Consider the following 26,710-nt stretch of genomic DNA (forward strand, 5'->3'; position numbering starts at 1 on the left):
AGAATGAAAATCGGGTTTATCGGCCTTGGAAACATGGGCAATCCAATGGCAGTCAATCTTGCCAATGCCGGGCATGAAGTCGCTGGGTTTGATATGGCCGAGGTGTCGGTTTCCGGTGTTACTTTGACTGGGTCAGGGGCCGACGCTGCAAAAGACGCAGACATCGTCATCACCATGCTTCCGAATGGCCAGATACTTCGATCCGTCGCAAATGAGATCATTCCAGCGATGAATGAAGGGGCCGTCTGGGTCGATTGTTCGACAGTGGATGTCGACAGCGCTCGAGCTGTTGCCGATATGGCTTTGGCTGCGGGAGTTTTGGCCGTCGACGCGCCCGTCTCGGGCGGTATCGGAGGCGCCTCGGCTGGGACGCTGACATTCATGGCAGGTGGAAGCGCCGAGGCATTTGAAAAAGCCCGGCCCTTGTTCGACATCATGGGGCAAAAGGCAGTGCATTGCGGAGACGCGGGCGCGGGTCAGGCGGCCAAGATCTGCAACAACATGATTTTGGGCGTCACCATGATTGCAACCTGCGAGGCCTTCGCGCTGGCCGACAAGTTGGGGCTGGACCGGCAGAAAATGTTCGACGTTGTCAGCACCTCCTCGGGCTATAGCTGGACGATGAACGCATACTGCCCTGCCCCAGGCATCGGCCCGCAAAGCCCGGCCGACAATGGTTATCAACCCGGCTTTGCCGCCGAACTGATGTTGAAAGACCTGCGCCTCAGTCAGCAGGCGGCGGAAAGCACGGATGCCGACACCCCAATGGGGATGATGGCGACCGAGCTGTATCAGCAATTCGTCGAAAGCGAAGATGGGCTGGGGCTGGACTTCTCGGCCATGCTTCCGCGATTTGAAAAGCGCGGTCGGAACTAGGATGCCCTTGGGCGGCTTCCTGCCCATAGGGTTGACCCCTTTCCTGCCGATGTCCATCTAATGGAGAAGTTCAACATCGATTCCAGGGGGCTACGATGACGCATAATTTGGTCAAAGCGCTTACTGTTCTTGCTCTGGTCATGACCCCGGTGGCGGCCATGGCCGGTAACGGGAAAGGAAACGGCAAGAACAAGAATAAGGTCATCCGCATTGCGCCTCAGGGCGGTATTGTTGCAACTGGAAACGCCGGCCACTGCCCGCCGGGTCTGGCTAAGAAAAACGTACCCTGTGTCCCTCCGGGACAGGCCAAAAAGCTGTACAGAAATGGCGAGTTTATCAATGGCGACTATCGCTGGATTGATGATCCGTTTCGGTATGGGCTGAATAGGGGAAGCTATGTCCGCGCAGGCGACTACGTGTATCGGGTCGACCCAGATACACGCAAAGTTCTGAACCTGATCGGCGCGGTTGCAGACATCCTGAACTGACAAGCACGGCCTGAATTCAAGCGGGCGAAAACCAACCACAGTCGATTTGAGAAAGTAAGCAGGCTCGGGCATTTTCCGGCCTGTTTTAAAATTTTGACACGATCTAACATCATCATAAACCTCACTATTTCGAGGTTTTATTATGAATACTGAAAACGTGCTATTTGAGCCCCGCGGCCGATGGAACGTACCGATACATTTCAGCCAAAGCCTTATTTTTCTGGTTTTGATCGTTGTCGGATTTAAGGCCGATCCGGTCAACCTGCTCTATGCGCTCACCTTCGTGGCGATTTAGTTGATTTCGATCCTCCTGCACGAGTTGGGCCACGCATGGGGCTGTCTTGCGCAAGGCGTGCCAGTCAATCCAATCGTCGTTTATGGGGGCGGCGGATTCTGCGAACATCGCCGGTCAACCTCGGCATATGAAGACGAATTGATTGTGGCCATGGGGCCGATTGTGAACCTGACCCTGTGGACCGTGTGTTCATTGCTGGAACCGTTTCCAACTCGCCCGAAATTGGCTGGGTTCTGGTGGTGAGGGTAGAGCTAAACCTATGGCTGGCGCTGTTTAACATGCTGCCCCTGATGCCGCTGGATGGGGGGCGTCTGCTCTTTGCTTTGCTCACGCGCATTATGTCGGCGAACTCAGCCGCGCGTGTTTCCGGGATTATTGGGCTGGTTGGCGTTCTGCTATGGATCCCGATGATGATTTTTGCCCATGTCAGCTTCGGCTTCGTGTTACTGTTCTTTCCGCCAATACTGCGCCACTGGCAGACGCTGCGATACGCCAAATACTGAAGTTGCCGCGACGGAGGTTATTCCGCCGCGACCCGCTCGGGGTTCAGCAACTGTTTCAAATACCTGCCCGTATGGCTGCGTTCCACAGCAACAACATCTTCGGGCGTTCCCGTGGCGACAATTTCACCACCACCGTCACCGCCTTCGGGCCCGATATCAATGATGTGGTCGGCCGTTTTGACAACATCCAGATTGTGTTCGATCACAACAACCGTGTTACCCTGATCAACCAATTCATGCAGCACTTCCAACAGCTTGCGGACGTCTTCGAAATGAAGACCGGTCGTCGGCTCATCCAGAATGTAAAGCGTCCGACCAGTTGAGCGTTTGGAGAGTTCTTTTGACAGCTTCACCCGCTGCGCTTCACCGCCCGACAGGGTCGTCGCCTGTTGCCCGACCTTGATATACCCCAGACCGACCCGCGCCAGCGCGTCCATCTTATCGCGGATCGACGGCACGGCTTTGAAGAACTCTTGTGCATCTTCCACTGTCATATCAAGGACATCCGCGATGGACTTGCCCTTGAACTTGATCTCGAGCGTTTCCCGATTGTACCGCGCGCCTTTGCAGGTTTCGCAGGTTACATAGACATCGGGCAGAAAGTGCATTTCGATCTTGATGACGCCGTCGCCCTGACAAGCCTCGCACCGACCGCCTTTGACGTTAAAGCTGAACCGGCCAGGCTTGTACCCTCGCGCTTTGGCCTCGGGCAGACCGGCGAACCAGTCACGGATCGGCGTGAACGCCCCCGTATACGTGGCCGGGTTGGAACGTGGTGTACGCCCGATGGGCCGCTGGTCGATGTCGATCACCTTGTCCAGATGCTCGAGCCCCTTGATCGTCTCACACGGTGCAGGTGTCTGCCGCGCGCCGTTCAACCGCATTGAGGCTGTCTTGAACAGGGTTTCAATCGTCAATGTCGATTTCCCACCGCCCGATACGCCGGTCACGCAGACGAATTTGCCCAGAGGGAAATCAGCGGTCACCTTCTTCAGATTGTTCCCGGTGGCCTTGACCACAGTAACTTTCTTTTTGTTCCCCTTCCGCCGCTCGGACGGCACCGGAATTTCGCGGGTGCCTGACAGGTATTGGCCGGTGATCGAGGCTGCATCGGTCGCGATCTCGGACGGGGTACCATGGCTAACCACCTGCCCACCATGCACACCCGCACCCGGACCGATGTCAAAGACATAGTCGGCCTCGCGGATGGCTTCCTCGTCATGTTCTACGACGATGACCGTGTTCCCCTGATCCCTCAGGTTTTTGAGTGTACCCAGCAAGCGGTCATTGTCGCGCTGATGCAACCCGATCGAAGGTTCGTCCAGTACATACAACACCCCGGTCAGACCCGAACCGATCTGGCTGGCCAGACGGATGCGCTGGCTTTCCCCGCCCGAAAGCGTTCCACTTGAACGTGACAGCGTAAGGTACTCCAAACCAACGTTATTCAGAAATCCTAAACGCTCGCGGATCTCTTTGAGGATCACCCGCGCGATTTCATTTTTCTGAGCACTCAGATGGTTCGGAGCATCCTCAACCCAAGCCAGCGCCTCGCGGATCGACATCTGCACGACCTGCCCGACATGCAATCCGGCGATCTTGACGGCCAACGCCTCGGCCCGCAGTCGATAGCCTTCGCAACTGCCGCAGGACCGGTTGTTTTGATAGCGTTCGAATTCTTCGCGTATCCAGGCGCTGTCAGTCTCGCGATAGCGGCGCTCCATATTCGGGATAACGCCTTCGAAACTGCGGGTTACCTGATATACCCGGCCTCCCTCGTCATAGCGGAACTGGATTTCTTCCTCACCCGACCCGCGCAGGAAAACCTGCTGCACCTTTTCGGGCAAATCTTTCCACGGCGTGTTTTTGTCGAACTCATAATGTCGCGCGATGGCTTCGATGGTCTGCAGAAAATACGGCGACTTACCTTTGCGCCAGGGTGCCAAGGCGCCGTCATACAGTTTCAGTGTCTGATCCGGAACGACAAGGCGTTCATCAAAGAACAGCTCGACACCCAGCCCGTCGCAATCCTGACAGGCCCCAAAGGGTGCATTGAAGGAAAACAGGCGTGGTTCAATCTCGGGGATGGTGAAGCCACTGACAGGGCAGGCAAAATTCTCGCTGAACGTAATCCGCTCCGGGTCGCCTTCACGTGGTGCGGTTTCCAAAATCGCAATGCCATCGGCCAAATCAAGCGCCGTGCGCAAGCTGTCCGCCAACCGCGTTTCCATACCTTCGCGCACGACCAACCGGTCGACCACAACGTCGATGTCATGGCGGAATTTCTTGTCCAGTGTCGGCGGCTCGTCCAGCTCATGAAACGCGCCATCAACCTTGACGCGTTGAAACCCCTGCTTGCGCAGCTCCAGAAACTCTTTCTTATACTCGCCCTTTCGGTCCCGAACGATCGGGGCCAGGAGATACCCTCGCGTGCCCTCCTCCATCGTCATGATCCGGTCGACCATATCCTGTACCTGCTGGGCTTCGATCGGCTTGCCCGTGGCAGGGCTGAACGGTGTACCAGCGCGGGCAAACAGCAGGCGCAGATAGTCGTAAATCTCGGTCACGGTTCCCACGGTAGACCGTGGGTTCTTTGAGGTCGTCTTCTGTTCGATGGAAATAGCCGGAGATAGACCACTGATATGGTCCACATCTGGCTTTTCCATCATATCCAGAAATTGCCGGGCATAGGCCGACAGGCTTTCGACATACCGGCGCTGCCCTTCCGCATAGATCGTGTCAAAGGCAAGCGACGACTTGCCCGAGCCTGACAGACCAGTGATGACCACAAGCTGGTCACGCGGAATATCCACGTCAATGCCTTTGAGGTTATGTTCGCGCGCGCCGCGCACCTCGATATTCTTCAGCTCAGCCATGTTTGGCCCCCAACACATAAGTGTCCTAGAGATAAGCGAGCCACACTGAGTCTCCAACAGAAAAGTTAGAACAAAATGTGAACGAGAGAGATGTTGCCGCCACCTACTGACAACAACACCAATAGAGTCACCCGGTAAACGGTATGATTTCTGAAAACTAGTGGAAAATGGCGCGGTTGACGGGGCTCGAACCCGCGACCCCCGGCGTGACAGGCCGGTACTCTAACCAGCTGAGCTACAACCGCGCATCTATTTCGTGGCCTTTACCCTGGACCAAGGATGGCAGCGATGGCGCGGTTGACGGGGCTCGAACCCGCGACCCCCGGCGTGACAGGCCGGTACTCTAACCAACTGAGCTACAACCGCCCGCTGCCCGTTCGTTGCTGAACGTTGGGGTGTATTATGGCCACGCCCGGACATCGTCAAGCGGCGAATTGAAGTTTTTTCTCAGAACGTAATTTTTGTTAGAGATGTTTTCTCGTCACACGACGAATGGCCAAACAGAAACCAGCCGATAATTCACAACCCGCTGCCTTTGGCCAGACAAAAATATTCTGAAACCTTGAGCAGCACATCACCTGGCATGGGTCCGCTAGATCCAGATCTCAGGACAGCCCCCAAACTCTTCCCCAAGCTTATTCTGACATAAACCCAAAGTGAACAGTCATATCAACTTGCTGGCAGAGAGTTACCCAAAGCTTGCCGCGTTCTGCCTCATTTCAACCACAAATGGTCTGCAAGACGATTACAAACACCTCTGCCAAAAGAGACTTCATACGCTCGGTTGATCCTCGGGCCAAAACGTTGGAAATTTCTGATGCCAAAGGAAGAATTACCGATTCTAGAACCGGTCAATATATACGGCGCCAATTTTGTATTCCGGAAAAACCGGGAACAAACGGCGTGTTAGACAAGGAAGAAATTTAAGATGTCAGTTGCCAGCACAACTTCTCCGGGTGCAAATGTTACCGGCCATGTTTATGTAGACAGCCTGATTTGGGGCACGTCTTGGGACACCAGCACCGGAGGCGTCAGTGCTCCGGGCACAATCACATACTCCTTCGATGATGGATCGTTAGGTCGCCGTGGCTTTGCCTCCTACATGAAGGAAGCAATCCGCAAAGCATTTGCAATTATCGAAACGATCATTCCGATCGAGTTCAACGAAGTCGGCTTTCTGACACCAGCAGGCGAGATTAATGACGTTAACATCACCTACGCTTTGCTGACCCAAAACGATCTTGGCGGACCCGGATCTCTTGGTGTCCATCAAGTTCCGGGTGACGACCCCCTGCTGCAGGATTCTGGCATTGACGCCCTGTTCGGCATCTTTGCCTATGATACGCCTCTGTTTAGCAAAGAGGCCTTACGCAAAGGCGGTGAAGGCTTCGCGACAATCATTCATGAGATTCTTCACGGCCTTGGCCTAGCCCACCCACATGATGAAGGCGGCAGCTCGACTATTTTTCCGGGGGTTACGCAGCCCTTCGACGACTACGGGACAGATGGGCAGAACCAGGGTGTTTACACCATCATGTCCTACAACTCGGGCTATCCCGAAGTTGTTCCTCTGAAGACATATAAGGCTGGCGGCACTGCCTCGCCTATGGCCCTTGATATAGCTGCGTTGCAGGCCATCTACGGAACGACGGACCACAACACCGACGACAACGTCTATAAAATCAAAGGCAAGAATGGCGCCGGAACATTCTGGACATCCATCTGGGATACAGATGGAATCGATACAATTTCGGCAAAGGGTGTTGATCGCAGCGTCACGATCAACCTCAATGACGCGGATCTTGATGGCAGCGATGCAGGTGGCACTCCTTCCCATGCCAAAGGCGTAACCGGTGGATTTACGATCGCAAATGGGGTCGTCATTGAGAAAGCGCAGGGCGGCAACAAGGGCGACATCATCGTCGGGAATGAAGTTGATAACCGGTTGGAAGGATTTGGCGGTAGCGATGTTATTTCTGCTGGCGAGGGTAATGACATTGTTCTTGGGGGTGGCGGCAATGACACCCTGACCGGAGGTCTTGGAAACGACGAACTGTACGGCCACAAGGGCACGGACAACTTTGTAGCCGAGGACAGCGACGGCGACGATATCATTGACGGCGGAGAGGGCCTTGATTGGTTGCGTTATATCGGCACAAGCGCCGTAACCGTTGATTTGTCTGACACCAATGCACAGGCAACCGGATACGGAACCGATACCATTACGGGTGTCGAAAACGTCGATGGGTCCGAGCAAAATGACGACATTACAGGTACGGACGGTCGAAACATCCTGCAGGGTAATGGAGGGTCTGACCGCCTGGACGGGGGCCTTGGCAAAGATACCCTGAATGGTGGCGCAGGCAGCGATACTTTGATCGGTGGTGCCGGAAGGGACACCATGACCGGCGGCGAAGGGGCCGATGAGTTTGTGTTCACGTCAACAACCGAAAGTTCGCGCAAAGCAAAATATGCCGACCGGATTACCGATTTCACTCAGGGTGAAGACAAGATCGACCTAAGTGCGATCGACGCAAGCACCGTAATTGACGGCGATGATTCATTTGTCTTCAACGGTACAACACCGGCCCAGACGTCGGACGAAGGCGAAATCTATTACGTCAAGAAAAACAACGCAGGCACCAAGAACGACTTCACACTTGTTCTTGTGGATACTGACGGCGACAAAAATCCTGAGATGGTTATCAAGATCTCTGGCTTGCACGATCTGACCCAGGACGATTTCATTCTTTGACATCAAAAAAGTGAAAGGGCGGCCCCACAAGGCCGCCCGTTTATGGGCACCTCGACTGGGCATTTGCGGGGTAATCCCCGGGGCCCAAAAGGCGCAAAGACCTCTTGCGGCATTGCTGAACTCCTTATAAGACCCCTGCTCACGGGTGATTAGCTCAGTGGTAGAGTGCTTCGTTCACATCGAAGATGTCAGGAGTTCAAATCTCTTATCACCCACCATTTCACAATCTGCGATCCGACATGCAAAGCCAGTAATTGGCTGACTATTTGGTCTGACCAAAGAAAAAGGGCGAGGTGCTAACCCCGCCCCTAATTGCCATATTCTGACCTTTAGTGCGCCCTGGCGGACGGGGACGTGTTCTCAGCCGTTTTGGCCGCAGCCGCGGCGGCCTCTTCTGCGGCTTCGTCCCATTCGACAGGTTCAGGATCCCGAACCAGAGCGTGTTTCAGAACTTCCGAAACATGCGTGACCGGGATGATTTTCAGCCCCTCCTTCACGTTGTCAGGAATTTCGGCCAGGTCTTTCTCATTCTCTTCCGGAATCAGAACAGTCTTGATCCCGCCGCGCAGAGCCGCCAGCAGCTTTTCCTTCAAACCACCGATGGGCATCGCATTGCCGCGCAAGGAAACCTCTCCTGTCATGGCAATATCCTTGTGCACCGGGATACCCGTCAGAACCGATACGATTGAGGTCACCATTGCCAAACCGGCCGAAGGACCATCCTTGGGCGTTGCCCCGTCCGGTACGTGGACGTGGATGTCCAGGTTGTCGAATTTGGGCGGCTTCACCCCGATCTTAGGTGAGATTGACCGCACATAAGATGAGGCCGCATCGATGGATTCCTTCATCACATCGCCCAGCTTCCCCGTGGTCTTCATCCGCCCCTTACCGGGCAGTTTCAGCGCCTCAATATGCAGCAGATCGCCGCCAACGGAGGTCCAGGCCAGACCTGTTACAACCCCAACCTGATCGTCCTGTTCAGCCAAACCATAGCGGAACTTGGGCACGCCCAAGAATTCATCCAGATTGTCCGGCGTCACCGTGACCGACTGCGCCTCTTTCTTGATGATCTTGGTCAGCGACTTCCGCGCCACCTTGGCGATTTCGCGTTCAAGGTTCCGCACGCCAGCTTCTCGGGTGTAGGTGCGGATAATCGATTGCAGCGCCTCATCGGATAGTTCGAACTCATTGGCTTTCAGACCGTGGTTCTTGATCTGCTTACTGATCAGGTGCTGCTTGGCGATCTCGCTCTTTTCATCTTCGGTATAGCCCGCCAGAGGTATGATCTCCATCCGGTCGAGCAAAGGCCCGGGCATGTTATAGCTGTTGGAGGTGGTCAGGAACATCACGTTGGACAGGTCATATTCAACCTCAAGGTAGTGATCCATGAACGTGCTGTTCTGTTCCGGGTCCAACACTTCCAGCATGGCCGACGCCGGATCACCGCGGAAATCCTGCCCCATCTTGTCGATTTCATCCAACAAGATCAGCGGGTTCGTGGTTTTCGCCTTTTTCAGCGCCTGGATAATCTTGCCGGGCATTGAGCCGATATAGGTCCGGCGGTGGCCGCGGATCTCGGATTCGTCGCGCACGCCGCCGAGACTGATGCGAATGAACTCGCGCCCAGTAGCTTTGGCAACGGATTTACCCAGCGACGTTTTACCAACGCCCGGAGGGCCAACAAGACACAGGATCGGGCCTTTCAGCTTTTTCGAACGCTGTTGAACCGCCAGATATTCGACGATCCGTTCCTTGACCTTCTCAAGCCCATAGTGATCGTCATCCAGAATTTCCTGCGCGCGACCAAGATCTTTTTTAACGCGGGACTTGGTGCCCCAAGGCAGGGCCAAAATCCAGTCGAGGTAATTGCGCACGACCGTGGCCTCAGCCGACATCGGGCTCATATTGCGCAGCTTCTTCAGCTCACCTTCGGCCTTTTCACGCGCCTCTTTCGACAGCTTGGTTTCGGCGATTTTCTCTTCCAGCTCGGCCACTTCGTTCGAGCCGTCTTCGCCATCGCCAAGTTCCTTCTGAATGGCTTTCATCTGCTCATTCAGATAATATTCACGCTGTGTCTTCTCCATCTGGGTTTTGACACGGGTCTTGATCTTTTTCTCGACCTGCAGAACCGACATCTCGCCCTGCATCAGGCCATAGACCTTTTCAAGCCGTTCGCTGACCGACAGTGTTTCCAGCAGTTCCTGCTTTTGCTCGACCTCGATACCTAGATGCCCCGACACAAGGTCGGCCAACTTGGCGGGTTCGGCGGTTTCGCCAACAGCGGTCAGTGCTTCTTCGGGAATGTTCTTGCGGACTTTGGCATAGCGCTCGAACTCGTCGGCAACGGTGCGAAGCAACGCTTGTGTAGTGGTCACATCACCCGGAATCTCGGTCAGATATTCTGCGCGAGCCTCAAAAAACTCTTCGTTATCAAGGTATTCTGTAATCTGTACGCGCGCTTGCCCCTCGACCAGAACTTTCACGGTTCCATCTGGAAGCTTCAGCAGCTGCAGCACATTCGCCAGCACGCCTGAGCGATAGATTCCGTCGATTTCCGGATCGTCATCACCTGGATCAATCTGGCTAGACAGCAGAATTTGCTTATCGTCCTGCATCACTTCCTCAAGTGCGCGGACAGACCTTTCCCGACCCACGAACAAAGGCACGATCATATGAGGAAAAACCACAATGTCGCGCAGCGGAAGTACTGGGTATGAGGAATTCAGGGGCTCTTGCATGCTCAATCCTTATCTTTGGCAAGACGGCACTGGTCCCTCATCTAGGCAACCCCCGGCCGTCTCCTGTCTGGAAGGTAAAGGTGGTGCGCCAAGCGTCCTATTTCAACCTTACCTGTAGTGGACCTAACAATGACCGGAAGGTTGCGCCTCCGCAAGACGATAACATGATCGGTCTTGTCAAATTCTCAATTTGACCCCGCTTGGTTTCTTCAGCGATTGCCTGCCTGGAAATTCAGAAACCAACAGCAAAAGTACAACACTATCTAACAGGCAATTGCCCAAAGCCTGCCATCATCGCAAACAATATGATTGCATACCCCAACTTCTGATCGATTACTGTGAGTCGTAGAGATGACAAATCCAAAAAATATCAATGCTGCGGAATCCGACCATCAACGGTACTTATCTGCCCGCGACTCCGATCATGCGACTCTTTTAGCGCATGCCGCCAAAAGCTCTGGGCGCTCTGTTTTACAAGTCCAACGGAGCTTCAATCAAATGGCAAAGCCTCCCAGCCGTTTGAATATGGTCGAGTATGTGCGCAATGGCCTTCATCACGAAGACCGCTTTACCGACGCCGAACGCGCGGCATACATCTCCAATGATCTCCATTGGCCCATCGCCCACAAGTGTAACCATCATGGTTGGAACAGTGCCGCAGAAGACAAGATACTGGCTTCTACTTTGCTTGAAACAGCAGGTGTACCTGTCCCGGAAACCGTTGGCGTCATCGACCGTTCGAACCGACACTACCCCGGGGTTACGAAAATCAACACTCCTGAGGCGTTGCGCGATCTCGTTTGCAACCATCTGGAAGGTGGGCTTTTCGGAAAGATCGTCGAGGGGATGGTAAGTTTTGGGGCCTTTTTGATCGAGGACGCGGATCAATCCACTATCACTTGTGCGGGCCAACCGCCGATCACCTATGAGGCATTCCTAGACGAGTTCGTTGGGCAGAATTCATATGTCGTGCAACCTTTGCTCAAAAATCACTCTGCAATCCAAGACTACGCTTCAGCCCTTGCAACGGTCCGAATGGTTACGTTGGTAAGAGAAAACGACGTCTTTTGCCCAGTTGCCGTTATTAAACTTCCGCAGGGCCCCAATATTGCGGACGCCTTCTGGAGACCGGGGAACCTTGCTTGTTCGATCAATATCGAAACCGGCGTTATCGAAACCGTCGCGCGCCGCGCCAAGATGGAAACAGAATTCCTGGATGACCATCCTGACAACCCCGGTTTAATGGGCTTGAAACTGCCTTTTTGGGACGAATTGATCGAAATAAATGACCGTGCTGCAAGAACCTTTCAGCCAATTCGATATCAGTCGACCGACATCGCTATAACCGAGTCTGGTCCGGTCGTTGTCGAGCTGAACTATGGCGGTGGCTTCGACCTGCCTCAATATGCAAGTGGCCGTGGGATGTTGACACCAGAAGTTCGTAGCTTTTTCGAAGGGTTTGGCTACGACCTTGATGCAAAACCACAAAAGAAGCGCTGGCTGTTCGGTAAACGCAGGTAAAGCGCCCTCAATCTGGTGTCTTGTTAGGTCTACTGAAAAGGCGCTGAACCTAAATCTGTTCAATATCCCCTTGCGCGCGCTGCGCATGGAAGGTCGCCTGCCAGACATCGAATGTGCCAGCAGCAATGGCATCGCGCATACCCTGCATGATTTCCTGAAAATAGTGCAGATTATGCCAGGTCAGCAGCATGCCCGAGATCATCTCGTTCGAGCGGAACACATGGTGTAGATAGGCGCGAGAATAGTTCGAACACGCCGGGCATGAGCAGGCCTCATCCAGCGGGCGCGGGTCATCTGCGTGGCGGGCATTCTTTATGTTGACCACGCCGTAACGAGTGAACACCTGTCCTGTGCGACCGGACCGTGAGGGTAAGACACAATCCATCATGTCGATCCCGCGGGCGACAGCTCCGACAATGTCGTCAGGCTTTCCAACGCCCATCAAATAGCGCGGTCTGTCGGCTGGCAGGAAGTCAGGAGCGTAGTCAAGGCAACCAAACATTGCCTCCTGACCTTCGCCCACGGCCAGACCGCCAACCGCGTAACCTTCGAATCCGATCGCTTTCAGCGCCTCGGCACTTTCTTCGCGTAAATCCTGTTCCAGCCCGCCTTGCATGATCCCAAACAACGCATGCCCAGGACGGTCGCCGAAAGCCTGTCGCGATCGATCGGCCCATCGCATCGACAGGCGCATTGATTCAGCAATTCGATCTCGATCTGCGGGTAAGGCCGGACATTCGTCAAAACACATCACGATGTCTGATCCGAGCAGACGCTGAATCTCCATCGAGCGTTCCGGGGTCAGCTCGTGCTTGGACCCATCGACATGAGATTTGAAGGTCACGCCCTTTTCGGTCAGCTTGCGCAGACCAGCCAGGGACATGACCTGAAATCCACCGGAATCCGTCAGGATCGGGCGATCCCAGTTCATGAACTTGTGCAACCCGCCCAAACGGTCGATGCGTTCAGCCGTAGGGCGCAGCATCAGGTGATAGGTGTTCCCCAACAAGATATCGGCTCCGGTTGCACGAACACTTTCCGGCATCATCGCTTTGACCGTCGCAGCAGTGCCTACGGGCATGAACGCCGGAGTACGCACCTCACCGCGCGGAGTGTGGATCACCCCGGCGCGGGCCTTGCCGTCGGTGGCCTTCAGGTCAAATGAGAAACGGTCTGTCATTGGGCATCCTCGGGTCGCTGAACCGGGCAGGATTTGCCCGATCTGTTCAGCCATTGCAAGTTGTCAGGGTAAAGAGGCAACCTGCCGGGTAAACAGATCAACAACCCCTGCCCCGTCAACATCCCGGCATACCAGCACAGCCGGTCGCGTCGAGTCCGGACGCGTAGCACCGGATTCCGTACCACCCACAATTACCTCAACCCCGGTTTCGACCATCTCGAACATCGTGCCATGGGTGCAGGCGATCACAGCAGTCGAGTCATGCAGACCGCAGCCCTCCAACCCACCGATATCCTTGTAGAATTTCAGGTAAAATACCGAGATGTCGCGCAGGAAAGCCCCCATATCGGGCGAGCGTTGGGCCAGACCGTCAAAATCCGCACTTTTGTACAGCGTTTTCAAGGTGACATCCAAACCAACCACAACGGTCGCCGGCGGTGCTGCAAACACCTCATTTGCGGCAAGGGCATCGTGATAGATGTTTGCTTCGGCATGTTCCGTGATGTTGCCTGGGCAGAAAACCGCCCCACCCATGATCACCAACTGTTTGATGTTCTGCGAAAACTCAGGATCCAGACGCATCGCCGCAGCAATATTAGTCAAGGGGCCGATTGCACAAACCGTCAGTTCTCCCTTGTGGCGGCGCGCCATTTTCACCAGGAATTCCGTGGCATTCAAATCATGGTTCGCCCCGATTTCCGGGATATCGGTAATATCCCCAAAACCTTCGGGACCGTGAACGTGTTCGGACGGTGCGTGGTGTCCTGTTCCCTGTGGGTAGGCCGCGCCTTGGGCGACGGGAATGTCCAACCCAAGTTTATCCACCAAAAACCGTGCATTGCGGCTGGATTGATGAACGTGGGTGTTGCCAAAAACGGTCGTCAGGCCGATCAAGTCAATCTCGGGGGCTGCAGCGGCATATGCAATGGCCATCGCATCGTCGATGCCGGGGTCTGTATCAATAATCAGTTTCATCCCAGCCCGATAGCGCAAACGCGAGGGGATGCAAAGCGGTCACAATAGCAAAAACTAACCAAAATCCATGGATCAGCGTTTTGAATCCAAGCACAATCCCTCCATACCAGAGTTGAAAAAGGGCGATTCAAACCCCAAATGTATACTATCGTACACAATAAAAGAGGACAGATATGACCGAAGACCAAATCATTGGATTGCTTTCTTCGAACATAATTTACCTGCTCGCGGCGGCATTGATCGTCATCATCACGCTAAAAGGCATTAAAATCGTGCCGCAATCAGAAAAGTATGTGGTCGAACGGTTCGGGCGCCTGCATTCGGTGCTTGGCCCTGGGATCAACTTTATCGTTCCTTTACTGGATGTTGCGCGGCACAAGATATCCATTCTGGAACGCCAGCTTCCCAATGCAACGCAGGACGCAATCACAAAAGATAACGTTCTGGTCCAAATCGACACTTCTGTCTTTTACCGCATCCTAGAGCCGGAAAAGACAGTCTACCGCATCCGCGATGTAGATGGTGCTATCGCGACGACCGTTGCCGGTATCGTCCGGGCGGAAATCGGCAAGATGGACTTGGACGAAGTTCAGTCGAACCGTGCTCAACTGATCACTCAGATTCAAGGAAGCGTCGAAACCGCCGTGGATGACTGGGGGATCGAAGTGACGCGCGCCGAGATTTTGGACGTTAACCTCGATCAGGCGACCCGTGACGCGATGCTGCAACAGTTGAATGCTGAACGCGCGCGCCGCGCGCAGGTGACTGAGGCTGAGGGCAAGAAACGCTCTGTTGAGCTTCAGGCCGACGCCGAACTCTATGCGGCAGAACAAACGGCCAAAGCGCGCCGCATTCAAGCCGAAGCCGAAGCCTTTGCAACCAGTGTTGTTGCCCAGGCGATTAAGGAAAACGGTATCGAAGCGGCTCAGTACCAGGTTGCATTGAAACAGGTTGAGGCATTGAACACGCTGGGCACCGGCAATGGCTCGCAGACTATCGTTGTACCTGCCAATGCGCTTGAAGCTTTCGGAAACGCCTTCAACATGTTGAAAGGACGTACATAATGGCTGATCCCTTTTGGTTAACATGGTGGCTATGGCTGGCTGGCGCGTTGGCTTTGGGCATCCTCGAAATAGTCCTACCTGGGTTCATCTTTCTGGGTTTCGCCATCGGAGCCGGGCTGACGGGTATTCTGCTGGCAATCCCTGGAATAGCACCGTCGCTGCCGATCCTGCTTATGATCTTTGCGACTCTGTCGCTGATTGCCTGGCTGATCCTGCGCCGCGTCTTTGCTCTGCCCCATGGCCAGGTGAAGAAGTTTAGACATGACATAAACGACTAAACTCTTATGGCACCCCTTAAGGGGGTGTCATTGTGCCTCTGGACGCTGCCCGAGGCTTTCCCTATATAATTCGTCAGGTAACAAACCCGAGGCACGAATGACTCATCCGAGCGAACAGTTTGAAGGCACACCTCTTATTGCCCCTTCAACGATTGAACACCCTCTTTATGAGCCGGTGGTCGACGCCTGCCGAACGGTTTATGACCCCGAAATCCCTGTAAACATCTATGATCTGGGTCTGATCTATACGATCGACATCACCCAGGAAAACGCGGTCAAGGTCATCATGACACTGACCGCGCCCGGCTGCCCGGTTGCCGGCGAAATGCCTGGGTGGATCGTCGAGGCAATCGAACCCGTGGCCGGCGTTAAAGAAGTTGACGTGGAACTGACCTGGGAGCCCCCCTGGGGCATGGAAATGATGTCAGACGAAGCACGGCTTGAACTTGGGTTCATGTAGCACAGCCCGGTAAATACCGGGCTTTCGCAGACGTTATTTTATCCCACAGGTCGATTTAATCTCAGCTGACCTTTGATCGAGCTTTTCAATGTAATCACCTGATAGCATTGAGAGTCTTTCCTTTTCCTTACCCGTCACCAGTCCCAAAAGCGCCCCGGCCGGAGTGATGGCGATAACGCTTTCAGCCTGCTGTTCCTCTGCATGTTCGCGTTCTGCCGCAATCGCCCTGAGGTCGCCCTCGGCCGTTGCGCAATTCACGGGGTGCTGCTTTTCTTCGGCACTTGCCACCTGAGCAAAAATCATCGTCAGCAACGTAGACGCAATGGCAAGATTTTGTGTTTTTTCAAAAGCTGTTATCTTCACCTTAATGCCTCAATCCCTACCTTTATGAAATCCTTCTTAAGCTATGCGGATGCCCCTCCCAGTGCAACAATTTTGAGGCAGAGCCTTCAGATGTACAGATCGCGCGGAAGCAAGGGTTGATGCCAAGAGGACACAGGCGCAGTGGCGCAGGTTGGGGAATCCGGCCTATGTGGGTGACCGTAAAGCAACGAAGTAACTATGGCCTTTGAGAAAGCGGGGCGAAATTACTCTGAATCGGCCAGGCAACTGAGAATAGATCGCGCGACGGTAACTAAGAGATAGGGAACGGTGAAGTGGCGACTAGGAGCCTTGATCTTGCGGGTCACCCTTGCAATCTAAAGAAGATTCAACGCACCTCCCACTATCGTAGCAATACCCTAGCATGAAAAATAGAAGACCAACGATTCTTGGACAATGTGAGCGAAACCTAAGACATGACTAACATGAATATCTTGGTAGTGGTTATGTATATAACCTTTTTTCCGTTTCTGGTGTGGGCAGAGGTGCCGCTTCCAAGCTTCCCAAAGCAAAAGGTTCCCGATTGCGCAGTGCTTTGGGAAGAATCCGAACCTATTCCGAATGATGTAACATGCGTGGATTTGGAAGGGTTTATTATCGAGAATATAGATGGGCAGGTAATGATTGATCGCGTCGAGACGCTAGGACTTGGAGGTACACCTATCGTCGGATTGCCAACCTTTACGGTCGAGATCCCCGAACCCGTGACTTCGTTGATTGATGCAATCAAAGATTGCACTGCTACACGCGAATGCCCGAAACTCTTTGAAGACAAAAAAGTACGAGAAATTTCGAATGTAAACTTGGAAAAAGGCAGCTGGAAATGGACGAATAACTATCGCCGGCGTTATGACCTCACGAGATCGTTCGCCTACTTTTTTGAAGCCGAGAATAGCTTAGTGGTAATCTACGGAACCGGATATGTATCTTGGGAAAACCAAGGCACCCGAGTTTTTCGTGTTTTTGTGATATCACTCGACGGCTCTTAGAGAAGCAATATCGCAGAAAGATTTATGGAAACGATCAAGTGAACGGCAAAAGGCGAAACGGCATTAGTCAGTTTCGGGATACTCTAGGATGCAGGCACACGGGGCGGGAAATCTAATCCGACAGTAAAAGTTAGGTAAGAAAACCTGCTATGTCTTGAGCCTGATGCCTCGCGGCACTACATTAGCAACAACGAACAACGACGGAGATCATGATGTTCGGCATCCCCGGCAAACAGGCCGTAACAATGACACCAAAGGCTGCAGAGCAAATTGCCCGCCTGATGACTTCGGGCGGTCATGCTGGTTTGCGTATTGGCGTCAAGAAAGGCGGCTGTGCCGGGATGGAATACACCATGGACTATGTCGACCAGCCTGACACCAATGATGAAGTGGTCGAGCAGGACGGCGCGCGGATCATGATCGCCCCGATGGCACAGATGTTCCTGTTTGGAACAGAGATCGACTATGAGGTCTCGTTACTTGAATCCGGTTTCAAGTTCCGCAACCCGAATGTTGTAGATGCCTGCGGTTGCGGAGAATCCATCAAGTTCGACGAAAGCATTGCAACTCAGCCTTAAGACGCTGCCTGCAAGTGCACATAGGTCTCGTTGAACCGACGCGTCAAGTGCTCTCCTGCCTGGATTACATTCTCTGAATGTGGCGGGGCAACATTGGTGTCATAAGACGGGTTGAAGAACAAAGGAACCGACAGCCTTTCAGCAGATCCACCGATCACACGGTGCAGAGTTGCCTTGACCGCCCCTGCCGTCCAGAACTCCAGCATCTCCCCAAAATTGATAATGAATGTTCCGGGCTGCGCTTGGACCTGAGCCCAACTCTGGTCCGGCATCTGTACCTCTAACCCTGCTCGACCATCGGTGGCCAGCAGGGTCAGACAGCCATAATCAGTGTGCGCTCCGATACCGAAATCCTTTTCGCCTGCCCAGACTGGACGTTGCGGGTAATAATTGCCGCGCAAAAGGGCCATGGGCGTGTCGAAGGCAGTGTCAAAGCTGTTGGCATCCTTGCCCAATGCCACCGAAATGGCGCGCAACACCCGCATGGCAACCGAACAGGCGTCACCATAATAGGCCTCGATGATTGATCGAAACTCGGGCACAGCTTCCGGCCATTGGTTCGGGGCATAAACCGAGAGGTTCTTGCCAAAGTACCTATTGGTCTCAGCTAGCTCGTATCCGCAATCGAACACCTCTTTGAAGTCAGGATTTGCAGCGGGATCTACCTGTTCCGAGCGCGAGGCGCCCCACCCACGGTTGGACCCGGTCACAGCCATATCAACACGCCGTTTCTCGGCCTCTGGCAGCCGGAAGAATGCGTGATATGCCGAGATGACCCGTTCCACCCGACAGGCGGAGATACCAGTATTGGACACGGTCAGAAACCCAACTTCACCGACGGCACGGGTCAATTTGGCCAATTCCGCCGTGTCGCACCGATCCAGTTTTTCAAGATCAAGATGTTCGATCATATTGCTCATTCCTCATCGCGGCGGAAACTGCCGTTTTGCAACGGGCTCTGCAACCGGAATTGTCAGACCTGACTGGCAATGATATCCGGTCACCAGAAAACCGATTTATTTCAAGGGGACGCGATATGCGGCGCAAACTGGCGGCTGGAAACTGGAAGATGAATGGGACTGCTGCCGACCTGAGCGAGCTTCAGGCCCTTTCTCACATGCATGCTGCCCCGGCAGTTGATATTCTGATCTGCCCACCTGCCACCTTGATCCATCGGGCCAAAGAGAAGGTCCCGGGCGGAAACATCCAGATAGGCGGGCAGGATTGCCACGCGGCAAACTCGGGCGCGCATACAGGTGACATTAGCGCCCAGATGCTGGTCGACGCCGGAGCGTCAGCCGTCATTCTTGGCCATTCTGAACGCCGCGAAGACCATGGTGAACAGAATGAAGATGTTCGTGCTAAGTCTATTGCCGCTATGAATGGTGGGCTAAATGCAATCATCTGCGTCGGTGAAAGCCTGGAACAGCGCGAGGCCGCCAATACCCTGGATATAATCGGCGGTCAGATGTCCGGCTCGATCCCGGCTCAGGCAACGGGCGAAAACCTAATAGTCGCCTACGAACCGATCTGGGCCATTGGCACGGGCAAAGTGCCCACTCTGGATGAAATCGGTCAGGTGCATGACTTTATCCGCGCGCGGCTGGAACGGCGCTTTGGCGAAGGCGTTGGGCGTTCGGTCCGGCTGCTTTATGGCGGCTCGGTCAAGCCATCGAACGCCGCCGAGATTTTCGCCGTGTCGAACGTGGATGGTGCGTTGGTTGGCGGGGCAAGCCTGAAGGCTGACGATTTCTCGGGCATCATTCAGGCTCTGGAACAGGCCTGATCAGGCCAGTTTCATCGTCACCATCCCGGCAATGATCAAGACTGCCGCGCAGATCCGCGTGGCGGTCAGGGCTTCGCCCAAAAACAAGATGCCGACGGTAAACGCGCCAACCGCTCCTATTCCCGTCCAGATGACATAGGCTGTTCCCAAAGGCAGCGTCCGCATGGCCAGTGCCAGCAAGGTGAACGAACCCAGCATCGAAACCGCCATCAGGGCGGTCGGCCAGAACCGGGTGAACCCGGCAGATTGCTTCATCGCCACGGCCCAGACAATTTCAAGCAGGCCAGCAAACAACAGGATAATCCAGGGCATAGAAGAGACCTCTGATCAGTCCGGGTCGTCCCGGATACTGTCCCGTGATGGAGAGGTCGTCCTCTGCCTTTAGATAATCCCCTTGGCGCCCCGTTCAAGACGCAGTGACCGGGCAGAGATCCCCTGCCCGGTCTTTTTCTCAGCGGTTGGACCCGCTAGTTTGTTATGATCTCCGGCCCCATGAAGGTGTTGGGCAGGAAGGTGGATATCCACGGGATATAGGTCACCATGATCAGGAAGACGAACAGGACCGCCAGGAATGGCAGGGCCGCCCGGACAACGCCCATCATCGGCATGCCCGCAACACCTGAGGTCACGAACAGGTTCAAGCCGACCGGTGGGGTGATCATCCCGATCTCCATATTCACCACCATGATGATGCCCAGGTGAATCGGGTCGATGCCCAGCTCGATTGCAATCGGGAACACTAGTGGTGCTACGATAACCAGCAAGCCCGAAGGCTCCATGAACTGGCCGCCGATTAGCAGGATCACATTGACCACGATCAGGAAAGTCACCGGCCCCAGACCTGCCGACAGCATGGCAGTTGCTATGTGCTGCGGTACCTGTTCATCCGTTAGAACATGTTTCAGGATCAGGGCGTTCGCGATAACGAACAGCAGGGTAACGGTCAGTTTCCCAGCTTCGAACAACGTCTGCTTCGTGTCGGGGTGAAAAATCGCCGTGATCAGCGCATAAGGCTTTCTGAGCAAAGAGATATTCTTTTCCTCACCCTCGGTGCTGAGGGGGCCCATGTCCTTGTAGACGAAGCTGGCAATCAAAAATGCATAGACTGCGGCCACCGCAGCGGCCTCGGTCGGGGTAAAGATACCCCCATAGATGCCACCCAGAATGATCACGATCAGGAACAGACCCCAACCTGCTTCGCGTGCAGAGACTAAGATTTCGCCCCAGCCTTTCCATTCACCTTTGGGTAGGTTCTTGACTTTGGCCATCACATAGATGGTGATCATCAGCATCAGCCCAGCCAACAGGCCGGGGATCACACCGGCGAGGAACATGCGCCCGACAGAAACTTCGACAGCGGCGGCATAGACCACCATCACGATCGACGGCGGAATCAGAATACCTAGCGTCCCTGCGTTACAGATAACGCCGGCGGCGAATTCCTTGGAATAGCCAACCTGCCGCATGCCAGCGATCACAATCGAACCAATGGCCACCACCGTAGCCGGAGACGACCCCGACAGGGCCGCAAACAGCATGCAGGCGAACACGCCCGCAATCGCCAGACCTCCGGGCAAGTGCCCCACGCAGGCAATCGAGAAACGGATGATGCGCCGGGCCACGCCGCCCGTGGTCATGAAGGACGAGGCCAGAATGAAGAACGGGATCGCCAGCAGGGTAAAATGTCCTTCGAAAGCCTCAAACAAGGTACCTGCGACCGAGGCGAGCGAACTGTCGGAATAGATCAGCAGAAACAGGGTCGAACTGAGCCCCAGAGCCACCGCAATCGGTACACCGATCAACAGCAAGCCTACGACCATCGAGAACAGAAGAATGACATCCATCAGTTGTGCTCTCCTTGCTGAGCGCGGACTTCTTCAATCTCGTCCTCGACTTCGTGACTGGCGACCATCCGATCGGCTTCTCCGCGCCAAATCTGTACCGCAACCTGCGCAAAGCGGATCACCAAAAGCAGCATCGACACGGGCAGAACCAGATACGGCACCACCTTGGGCAGTTTTTCATAGCCCTCGCCATAGTTGATCAGATCCTCAAGAAACCGCAGCGGGGCAACCATCGGAATGTCGTCGACCTCATAAAAGCTCTGACTGCGCGCATCGAAGTTGAACCCGGTAGGGAACCATCGCCCCGATGTGGGCGGCAGATCCGCGAACACGGCCCAATAGTCATATGCGCCTTTTAGCATCAGCAGAGAAAACACCAGACAGCAGACTACAGCGATCAGAGCCAAAATCCGTCGAGGCGCCGGGCTGAGCATGTTCAGGATGGCGTCCACTCCCAGATGAGCGTGTTTCTTGACGGCATAAGACGCCCCAAGCAGCACCAACCAGCCGAAGGCGAATACCGTCAGCTCTAGTGCCCATAGGATATTGGAATTAAAGAAATACCTTGCGATCACATTGGCAAATGTCACAGCCGTCATCAGGCCCAGCAACGATGCGATCAAGGTTTCTTCGATATGGTCGACCAGCCCGCCTTGGCCGGATTGCGCACCAGACATCTATCTGTCCCCACATTTTTTTGAGATAAGTGCTGTTTGGGCGGGCCAAATCGGCCCACCCTGCCTGCGCGTCGAATACTCCCCAGTCCCCGGACGCGCGGCGTATACCAGGATCAGAACCCGGCGTTGATAGCCTGTGCGGCGTCGATCTTTTCTTGACCCACGTCACCGGCGAACTGTTCCCAGACAGGTTTCATGGCGTCGATCCAGGCCTGACGCTGTTCAGGGTTAAGTTCACGGATGATACCGCCCGCATTTGTGATCGAGACCTTGGCTTCCTCGTTCACCGAGAAGGATTCTTTGTTCCGCTGTTCTGTCACTTCGCCCAGAATGGTCAGGAACTGTTCGCGCACCGCAGGATCCAGGCTGTCCAGCCAGTCAACCGATGTCACGACCAGATAGTCGATGACACCGTGGTTGGTTTCAGTGATACCGTCCTGAACCTCAAAGAACTTCTTGCCGTAGATGTTGGACCAAGTGTTTTCCTGTCCGTCGACGACACCTTGCTGCAACGCACCATAAACCTCTGAGAAAGCCATTTTCTGCGGGCTTCCGCCAATCGCCTCCATCTGCGCGACCAGCACGTCAGAAGATTGGACGCGGAATTTCAGGCCATTGGCATCCGACGGATCGACCAGCGGTTTGTTGGCCGACATCTGTTTCATGCCATTGTGCCAGAATGCCAGCCCCTGTAGGCCACGGCGCTGCATGCTGTCTTTCATCGCCTGACCGTCAGCCGAAGCCTGAAATGCGTCTACCGCGTCAATGTTCTTGAACATGAACGGCAGGTCGAACAGGCGGAATTGCTTGGTGAACTTCTCGAACTTGGACAATGACGGGGCCGCCAGTTGCACATCGCCCTGCAACATCGCCTCAAGGACTTTATCGTCGTTATAGAGCGTGGAGTTCGGGTAGACCTCCATGCACATCACGCCGTTCATCTCATCATTAACGCGCTGTTCCAGCAACGAGGCTGCAATACCCTTGGGATGTTTATCGGTATTGGTCACATGCGCGAATTTCACGACGATTTCGCCGTCTTCACAAGCGGCCATGCCTGCGGTTGCTGTTACGGTTAGAGCGACGGCCGTCGCTGCCGTTGTCAAAAATTTCATCAGTCGAGTTCTCCCAGATACTTCACTACGTCTCCGGACGCGCAGAAGCCGTCCCATGGCGGCGAGTGAACCGAATCGGGGTCAAGCCCTCAACTTATTGTGGGAATCGCCGCCGGTTGACATTTTGTCATTTATTTACTTGATGTTACACGCATTCAACCAAGTCTCTGTTTGAGCCTGCAAGAAAGCCGTGCGAGAATCCGCACATATATCTGCGCCATTGTGTGGATTTCCGCACAAATAACGATTCGCCGAATCCGAATCGATTGCCGGGCATTTGGTTCGCCCCGCAGTCCGCGTCAGCGGACTGCCACGCCCAACAGCTTAACCGCATGACAATGCGGAAAAAGCTGGCGGGAGCCTTTACCTCCGGTAGTCTTCAGGACGAATGTGGTATCGCGCCAGCTTGTCGTAGAAGGTCTTGCGAGGCAGCTTTAGCGCCTTTGCCGCGTCTGATGCCTTGCCGTTATGCCGGCCAAGGGCAGCAATCAGCAGAGATCTTTCGACCCGTGCCATCTGCTCGCTCAACCCCAGTTCTGCGGCCTGCGAGACATCTTCGGGCATTCCCAGCACAAACCTCATTGCGGCTGACATCAGCGACCGTGCATTGCCCGGCCAGTCTCTGGTCATCAGCGATGCCAGATGGTCCGATGTGATTTCCGGTTCCTTTATTCCGGCCTGTTCGGCTGCCTGTGCTACGTAGTGGCGGAAGATTACAGGTATATCCTCGGGGCGCTCGGCAAGCGACGGTATGCGAACGCGCATCACATCCAAACGATAGAACAAATCCGCAAGGAACCGTCCATCCGAAGACAATTCGGCCAGGTCAGTGGTCGTGCCCGCCAGAATTCGGGCGCCTACACCCTGTTCAACCATCTCCAGTGCGGCATATTGCGTGGCCTCGGGCATGGCCGAGATTTCGTCCAGAAAAAGGGAACCACCGGCTGCATCTTCGCAGACATGAACCAGATCGCTGGTCGACAAACCGGCGGATGGACGTTTGACAAATGGGCCCTGACTTTGCGGCGACATTAGGTGAACGACCTCGGCAACTTTGGACACTCCGCTGCCAGCCGGTCCGGTGACCAAAACTTCGGCCCCTGTCTGGGCTACTGTACGAACCCTTTCCCTCAGTTCTTCGGCCTTTGATGAGAGACCGAACAGCAGGCGTGCCGCTGGATCGCCGCGTTCGAGTTCGCTTTTCATTGCGCGTTGTTGCAGGACATGTTCTCGCGCTTCGGATGCCTTGCCCAACACCTTTAGCAGATCTGCCGCGGCGCAGGGCTTTTCCAAAAAGTCGAATGCACCCTGCCCCATGGCCTGCACTGCCATTGGTATGTCGCCTTCTCCAGTCAACAGGATGACAGGCAGATCAGCATCCATATCGCGGGTGTAGGTCAACAGGTGAAACCCGTCCCGACCAGGCATCCGGATATCCGACACGATCACTCCCGCGAAATCCGCCCGGATATGATCCTTCGCCGCCACGAAGGACCCTGCTGTCACAGGTTCGTAATCGGCAAGCTCTAACGTTTGGGCCAGCGCTTCGCGCACTGCCGAGTCGTCATCGACCAAAAGCACTTTGCGGGTCATGCTGCCCCTACGTCCTTGAAATGTTCCAGTTCCACAGTGAATACCGCACCTGTCGGAGCGTTGGTGCCCCGAATATTACCACCAAAGCTTTGAACCAGACCATAAGAGATCGACAACCCCAGCCCCATGCCCTCAGACGAACCGACAGCTTTGGTGGTATAGAACGGCTCGAACAGCTTCTCCGAGTTCTCGATCCCCGGACCTGTGTCGCTGACCGTGACCGTCAGGGTCTTGTCACTGTTTATCGCGATCTTGATCATGCGTTGTTGTTGCTCACTCATGGCATCGGCGGCGTTGTTAATCAGATTTACGAACACCTGCACCAATCTCACTTCGCCACCCCAAGCATAGATTGGGACATCCGGAGCCTGCCATTCCATACGAACGTTTTCCGAATTCAGCCGGGCCTCGGTCAGTTCCAACGCCGTTTCTATTACCTGAACCAGATCAACTCTGCCCATGGGCTCGTTTTCATTGCGGGCAAAAGCCCTGAGGTTCTTGATAATTCGCGCCATTCGCGCGGCCAAATCGGAAATTCTGGTGAGGTTCTCGGCGGCTTTTGACTCGTCACCTCTGGTCAGAAAAGCCGTTCCATTCTCGGCGAATTGGCGAATGGCCATCAGCGGCTGGTTCAACTCATGGCTAATGCCCGCCGACATCTGCCCGAGCGCACTCAACTTCCCGGCCTGTATAAGCTCTTCCTGCGCATGTTTCAGCGCCACCTCTGCCTCTTCCCGTTCATGGACCTCGCGCCGCAGGGCGGAGTTCGCGGCGGTAAGTGCATGGGTTCTGCGCGTCACGCGGCTTTCCAGCACCGCATTGGCCTCAGCAAGCGCGCGCCGGCGTTCGGTTGCCATAAACAAAAGCGCCCCGAAGGCCAGACAGATCGCAGCTACCGCCGCTGCTTGCAAATTCGCCAGACGGCGCGCCGGGGCCACATCCACCAGCACCTCGGCTGTCATGTCTATCACCGGTAGATCAAGTGTAAGGTGTAACGCTCGCTGTGGCAGATACCGGCCCCAATTCAAGGTCCAAAGCTCGTGTCGTCCGATCAGATTCGACGAGAAATCGACCGTCTGCCCCTCGGGCGGCACCAGCCCCGGTTGACCTTCGGCCCGACGCCAGAACAACAGGTCGGATCGGTTCGAGATGAACACCACACCTTCCCCATCAATAAAGAAAATGGCCTCGGTACTGCCCCGCCAAGTCTGTTCGACATCCTGCACATCGGCTATAACCATCAATGCGCCTTCGACTATACCGGTGGGACCAAAGGCAGGAGCTGCATAGGAATAGGTTCGATCGCCGCTTGTGGACTCGACCCCGTGGGCACTGCCCATAGCACCCTGCATGGCGCGCCTGAATGCGGGATGGTCTGCCATCGTCAATTCAGGCACCGGGTGGGCGGCTGCAAGTACCCTGCCCAGACGGTCCAGATAGACAATGTTAACGGCGGCAGTTTTGTCTGCCACGTCCAGCAACACAGCCTGCGCGATGGCGCGATCGCTCGGCGTGACAAGCGTTCGAACAGCCGGGTGGCTGGCCATCAAGACAGCCAGTTCCTGATAGACCTGCATTTGTGTGCTAAGGCGGTCGGCGGCCAATTCCAGATCGGCCTCAGCCTTATCGCTCAGCGGCGACAAAGCCTGACGAAAGCCGTATGACCACACTCCAACAGAGAGCAGCCCAACAGCAATCAGAAATGTCGAAATTAACCATACCCTTTGCATGACATTGG

The 26,710-nt window shown here is 54.8% G+C and carries 24 protein-coding genes and 3 tRNA genes; 12 read left to right on the forward strand and 15 right to left on the reverse strand.

Annotation, left to right across the window (positions count from 1 at the left end; genetic code table 11):
• Positions 1-3: 3 nt before the first annotated feature.
• Both mmsB and AC2FHX_RS03935 read left to right on the forward strand, forming a co-directional pair.
• Positions 4-876: a 3-hydroxyisobutyrate dehydrogenase gene (gene mmsB / locus AC2FHX_RS03930; RefSeq protein WP_496700233.1), complete on the forward strand. Its 873-nt coding sequence runs from the start codon at positions 4-6 to the stop codon at positions 874-876.
• A 95-nt stretch (positions 877-971) separates the two neighbouring features.
• Positions 972-1,364, forward strand: a complete 393-nt coding sequence (locus AC2FHX_RS03935) for a hypothetical protein (protein WP_496700232.1) — start codon at positions 972-974, stop codon at positions 1,362-1,364.
• Between the two features lie 160 nt (positions 1,365-1,524).
• Here the strand turns inward: AC2FHX_RS03935 and AC2FHX_RS03940 are convergent, their stop codons facing one another.
• Positions 1,525-1,767: a hypothetical protein gene (locus tag AC2FHX_RS03940; RefSeq protein ID WP_496700231.1), complete on the reverse strand. Its 243-nt coding sequence runs from the start codon at positions 1,765-1,767 to the stop codon at positions 1,525-1,527.
• Between the two features lie 68 nt (positions 1,768-1,835).
• Here AC2FHX_RS03940 and AC2FHX_RS03945 point away from each other — a divergent pair, with 68 nt between their 5' ends.
• Positions 1,836-2,162, forward strand: a complete 327-nt coding sequence (locus AC2FHX_RS03945; RefSeq protein WP_496679596.1) for a site-2 protease family protein — start codon at positions 1,836-1,838, stop codon at positions 2,160-2,162.
• A 17-nt stretch (positions 2,163-2,179) separates the two neighbouring features.
• Here AC2FHX_RS03945 and uvrA read toward each other — a convergent pair whose 3' ends face one another.
• The 3 genes from uvrA to AC2FHX_RS03960 form a co-directional block, all read right to left on the reverse strand.
• A complete protein-coding gene (uvrA, locus tag AC2FHX_RS03950; RefSeq protein WP_496700230.1) occupies positions 2,180-5,038 on the reverse strand; it encodes an excinuclease ABC subunit UvrA in 2,859 nt (952 codons plus the stop codon).
• A 168-nt stretch (positions 5,039-5,206) separates the two neighbouring features.
• A tRNA-Asp gene (locus tag AC2FHX_RS03955) sits at positions 5,207-5,283 on the reverse strand.
• 44 nt (positions 5,284-5,327) lie between these two features.
• Positions 5,328-5,404 (reverse strand) — tRNA-Asp (locus AC2FHX_RS03960).
• Positions 5,405-5,966: 562 nt separating this feature from the next.
• Between AC2FHX_RS03960 and AC2FHX_RS03965 the strand changes: the two genes are divergently transcribed.
• Positions 5,967-7,793 (forward strand): M10 family metallopeptidase C-terminal domain-containing protein, encoded by a 1,827-nt coding sequence (locus AC2FHX_RS03965; RefSeq protein ID WP_496700229.1) that lies wholly within the window; start codon positions 5,967-5,969, stop codon positions 7,791-7,793.
• A 143-nt stretch (positions 7,794-7,936) separates the two neighbouring features.
• A tRNA-Val gene (locus tag AC2FHX_RS03970) sits at positions 7,937-8,011 on the forward strand.
• A 111-nt stretch (positions 8,012-8,122) separates the two neighbouring features.
• On the opposite strand, the gene lon is transcribed toward AC2FHX_RS03970, so the two are convergent.
• Positions 8,123-10,531, reverse strand: a complete 2,409-nt coding sequence (lon, locus tag AC2FHX_RS03975) for an endopeptidase La (RefSeq protein WP_496700228.1) — start codon at positions 10,529-10,531, stop codon at positions 8,123-8,125.
• Positions 10,532-10,882: 351 nt separating this feature from the next.
• On the opposite strand from lon, the gene AC2FHX_RS03980 reads away from it, so the two are divergent.
• Entirely contained in the window at positions 10,883-12,052 is a 1,170-nt protein-coding gene (locus AC2FHX_RS03980; RefSeq protein WP_142634053.1) for a sugar-transfer associated ATP-grasp domain-containing protein, read from the forward strand.
• 49 nt (positions 12,053-12,101) lie between these two features.
• Here the strand turns inward: AC2FHX_RS03980 and tgt are convergent, their stop codons facing one another.
• Both tgt and AC2FHX_RS03990 read right to left on the reverse strand, forming a co-directional pair.
• On the reverse strand, positions 12,102-13,232 hold the full coding sequence (tgt, locus tag AC2FHX_RS03985) for a tRNA guanosine(34) transglycosylase Tgt (RefSeq protein ID WP_281994679.1): 1,131 nt from the start codon (positions 13,230-13,232) through the stop codon (positions 12,102-12,104).
• Positions 13,233-13,295: 63 nt separating this feature from the next.
• Positions 13,296-14,207, reverse strand: coding sequence for a nucleoside hydrolase (locus tag AC2FHX_RS03990; RefSeq protein ID WP_496700227.1), 912 nt, complete (start codon positions 14,205-14,207; stop codon positions 13,296-13,298).
• Positions 14,208-14,380: 173 nt separating this feature from the next.
• Here AC2FHX_RS03990 and AC2FHX_RS03995 point away from each other — a divergent pair, with 173 nt between their 5' ends.
• From AC2FHX_RS03995 to AC2FHX_RS04005, 3 genes are all read left to right on the forward strand, one after another.
• Positions 14,381-15,271: an SPFH domain-containing protein gene (locus tag AC2FHX_RS03995; RefSeq protein WP_496700226.1), complete on the forward strand. Its 891-nt coding sequence runs from the start codon at positions 14,381-14,383 to the stop codon at positions 15,269-15,271.
• Positions 15,271-15,549 (forward strand): NfeD family protein, encoded by a 279-nt coding sequence (locus tag AC2FHX_RS04000; RefSeq protein ID WP_281972169.1) that lies wholly within the window; start codon positions 15,271-15,273, stop codon positions 15,547-15,549. Before AC2FHX_RS03995 ends, AC2FHX_RS04000 begins: the two co-directional genes overlap by 1 nt.
• A gap of 97 nt (positions 15,550-15,646) precedes the next feature.
• Positions 15,647-16,009: an SUF system Fe-S cluster assembly protein gene (locus AC2FHX_RS04005; RefSeq protein ID WP_142634063.1), complete on the forward strand. Its 363-nt coding sequence runs from the start codon at positions 15,647-15,649 to the stop codon at positions 16,007-16,009.
• Between the two features lie 33 nt (positions 16,010-16,042).
• Here AC2FHX_RS04005 and AC2FHX_RS04010 read toward each other — a convergent pair whose 3' ends face one another.
• Positions 16,043-16,372 (reverse strand): hypothetical protein, encoded by a 330-nt coding sequence (locus AC2FHX_RS04010; RefSeq protein ID WP_496700225.1) that lies wholly within the window; start codon positions 16,370-16,372, stop codon positions 16,043-16,045.
• Positions 16,373-16,815: 443 nt separating this feature from the next.
• Here AC2FHX_RS04010 and AC2FHX_RS04015 point away from each other — a divergent pair, with 443 nt between their 5' ends.
• Both AC2FHX_RS04015 and AC2FHX_RS04020 read left to right on the forward strand, forming a co-directional pair.
• Entirely contained in the window at positions 16,816-17,379 is a 564-nt protein-coding gene (locus tag AC2FHX_RS04015) for a hypothetical protein (RefSeq protein WP_496700224.1), read from the forward strand.
• Between the two features lie 212 nt (positions 17,380-17,591).
• The gene (locus AC2FHX_RS04020; RefSeq protein ID WP_142634067.1) at positions 17,592-17,957 is read left to right on the forward strand and encodes a HesB/IscA family protein; all 366 of its coding nucleotides are present in this window, start codon (positions 17,592-17,594) and stop codon (positions 17,955-17,957) included.
• On the opposite strand, the gene AC2FHX_RS04025 is transcribed toward AC2FHX_RS04020, so the two are convergent.
• Complete coding sequence (locus AC2FHX_RS04025) at positions 17,954-18,877, reverse strand: isopenicillin N synthase family dioxygenase (protein ID WP_345742198.1); 924 nt, start codon at positions 18,875-18,877, stop codon at positions 17,954-17,956. The genes AC2FHX_RS04020 and AC2FHX_RS04025 overlap by 4 nt on opposite strands.
• A 116-nt stretch (positions 18,878-18,993) precedes the next feature.
• On the opposite strand from AC2FHX_RS04025, the gene tpiA reads away from it, so the two are divergent.
• Positions 18,994-19,743 (forward strand): triose-phosphate isomerase, encoded by a 750-nt coding sequence (gene tpiA, locus AC2FHX_RS04030; RefSeq protein ID WP_496700223.1) that lies wholly within the window; start codon positions 18,994-18,996, stop codon positions 19,741-19,743.
• Here tpiA and AC2FHX_RS04035 read toward each other — a convergent pair whose 3' ends face one another.
• The 6 genes from AC2FHX_RS04035 to AC2FHX_RS04060 all read right to left on the reverse strand — a co-directional run bounded on the left by AC2FHX_RS04035 (position 19,744) and on the right by AC2FHX_RS04060 (position 26,702).
• Entirely contained in the window at positions 19,744-20,055 is a 312-nt protein-coding gene (locus AC2FHX_RS04035; protein ID WP_281994682.1) for a DMT family transporter, read from the reverse strand.
• 155 nt (positions 20,056-20,210) lie between these two features.
• Entirely contained in the window at positions 20,211-21,587 is a 1,377-nt protein-coding gene (locus AC2FHX_RS04040; RefSeq protein WP_271946870.1) for a TRAP transporter large permease, read from the reverse strand.
• Entirely contained in the window at positions 21,587-22,264 is a 678-nt protein-coding gene (locus AC2FHX_RS04045; protein WP_496691312.1) for a TRAP transporter small permease, read from the reverse strand. Before AC2FHX_RS04045 ends, AC2FHX_RS04040 begins: the two co-directional genes overlap by 1 nt.
• Before the next feature lie 113 nt (positions 22,265-22,377).
• On the reverse strand, positions 22,378-23,379 hold the full coding sequence (locus tag AC2FHX_RS04050) for a DctP family TRAP transporter solute-binding subunit (RefSeq protein WP_142634078.1): 1,002 nt from the start codon (positions 23,377-23,379) through the stop codon (positions 22,378-22,380).
• A gap of 363 nt (positions 23,380-23,742) precedes the next feature.
• The gene (locus AC2FHX_RS04055; RefSeq protein WP_496700222.1) at positions 23,743-24,972 is read right to left on the reverse strand and encodes a sigma-54-dependent transcriptional regulator; all 1,230 of its coding nucleotides are present in this window, start codon (positions 24,970-24,972) and stop codon (positions 23,743-23,745) included.
• Positions 24,969-26,702: a sensor histidine kinase gene (locus tag AC2FHX_RS04060; RefSeq protein WP_496691313.1), complete on the reverse strand. Its 1,734-nt coding sequence runs from the start codon at positions 26,700-26,702 to the stop codon at positions 24,969-24,971. The genes AC2FHX_RS04055 and AC2FHX_RS04060 overlap by 4 nt, the downstream gene beginning before the upstream one ends.
• Positions 26,703-26,710 lie beyond the last annotated feature (8 nt).

The sequence above is a fragment of the Ruegeria sp. CDSC042 genome (assembly GCF_059610745.1).

Coding starts and splice junctions, on each gene's coding strand:
- mmsB (WP_496700233.1), top strand. CDS start 4: ATGAAAATCGGGTTTATCGGCCTTGGAAACATGGGCAATCCAATGGCA.
- AC2FHX_RS03935 (WP_496700232.1), top strand. CDS start 972: ATGACGCATAATTTGGTCAAAGCGCTTACTGTTCTTGCTCTGGTCATG.
- AC2FHX_RS03940 (WP_496700231.1), bottom strand. CDS start 1,767: ATGTTCGCAGAATCCGCCGCCCCCATAAACGACGATTGGATTGACTGG.
- uvrA (WP_496700230.1), bottom strand. CDS start 5,038: ATGGCTGAGCTGAAGAATATCGAGGTGCGCGGCGCGCGCGAACATAAC.
- AC2FHX_RS03965 (WP_496700229.1), top strand. CDS start 5,967: ATGTCAGTTGCCAGCACAACTTCTCCGGGTGCAAATGTTACCGGCCAT.
- lon (WP_496700228.1), bottom strand. CDS start 10,531: ATGCAAGAGCCCCTGAATTCCTCATACCCAGTACTTCCGCTGCGCGAC.
- AC2FHX_RS03980 (WP_142634053.1), top strand. CDS start 10,883: ATGACAAATCCAAAAAATATCAATGCTGCGGAATCCGACCATCAACGG.
- tgt (WP_281994679.1), bottom strand. CDS start 13,232: ATGACAGACCGTTTCTCATTTGACCTGAAGGCCACCGACGGCAAGGCC.
- AC2FHX_RS03990 (WP_496700227.1), bottom strand. CDS start 14,207: ATGAAACTGATTATTGATACAGACCCCGGCATCGACGATGCGATGGCC.
- AC2FHX_RS03995 (WP_496700226.1), top strand. CDS start 14,381: ATGACCGAAGACCAAATCATTGGATTGCTTTCTTCGAACATAATTTAC.
- AC2FHX_RS04000 (WP_281972169.1), top strand. CDS start 15,271: ATGGCTGATCCCTTTTGGTTAACATGGTGGCTATGGCTGGCTGGCGCG.
- AC2FHX_RS04005 (WP_142634063.1), top strand. CDS start 15,647: ATGACTCATCCGAGCGAACAGTTTGAAGGCACACCTCTTATTGCCCCT.
- AC2FHX_RS04015 (WP_496700224.1), top strand. CDS start 16,816: ATGAATATCTTGGTAGTGGTTATGTATATAACCTTTTTTCCGTTTCTG.
- AC2FHX_RS04020 (WP_142634067.1), top strand. CDS start 17,592: ATGTTCGGCATCCCCGGCAAACAGGCCGTAACAATGACACCAAAGGCT.
- AC2FHX_RS04025 (WP_345742198.1), bottom strand. CDS start 18,877: ATGAGCAATATGATCGAACATCTTGATCTTGAAAAACTGGATCGGTGC.
- tpiA (WP_496700223.1), top strand. CDS start 18,994: ATGCGGCGCAAACTGGCGGCTGGAAACTGGAAGATGAATGGGACTGCT.
- AC2FHX_RS04035 (WP_281994682.1), bottom strand. CDS start 20,055: ATGCCCTGGATTATCCTGTTGTTTGCTGGCCTGCTTGAAATTGTCTGG.
- AC2FHX_RS04040 (WP_271946870.1), bottom strand. CDS start 21,587: ATGGATGTCATTCTTCTGTTCTCGATGGTCGTAGGCTTGCTGTTGATC.
- AC2FHX_RS04045 (WP_496691312.1), bottom strand. CDS start 22,264: ATGTCTGGTGCGCAATCCGGCCAAGGCGGGCTGGTCGACCATATCGAA.
- AC2FHX_RS04050 (WP_142634078.1), bottom strand. CDS start 23,379: ATGAAATTTTTGACAACGGCAGCGACGGCCGTCGCTCTAACCGTAACA.
- AC2FHX_RS04055 (WP_496700222.1), bottom strand. CDS start 24,972: ATGACCCGCAAAGTGCTTTTGGTCGATGACGACTCGGCAGTGCGCGAA.
- AC2FHX_RS04060 (WP_496691313.1), bottom strand. CDS start 26,702: ATGCAAAGGGTATGGTTAATTTCGACATTTCTGATTGCTGTTGGGCTG.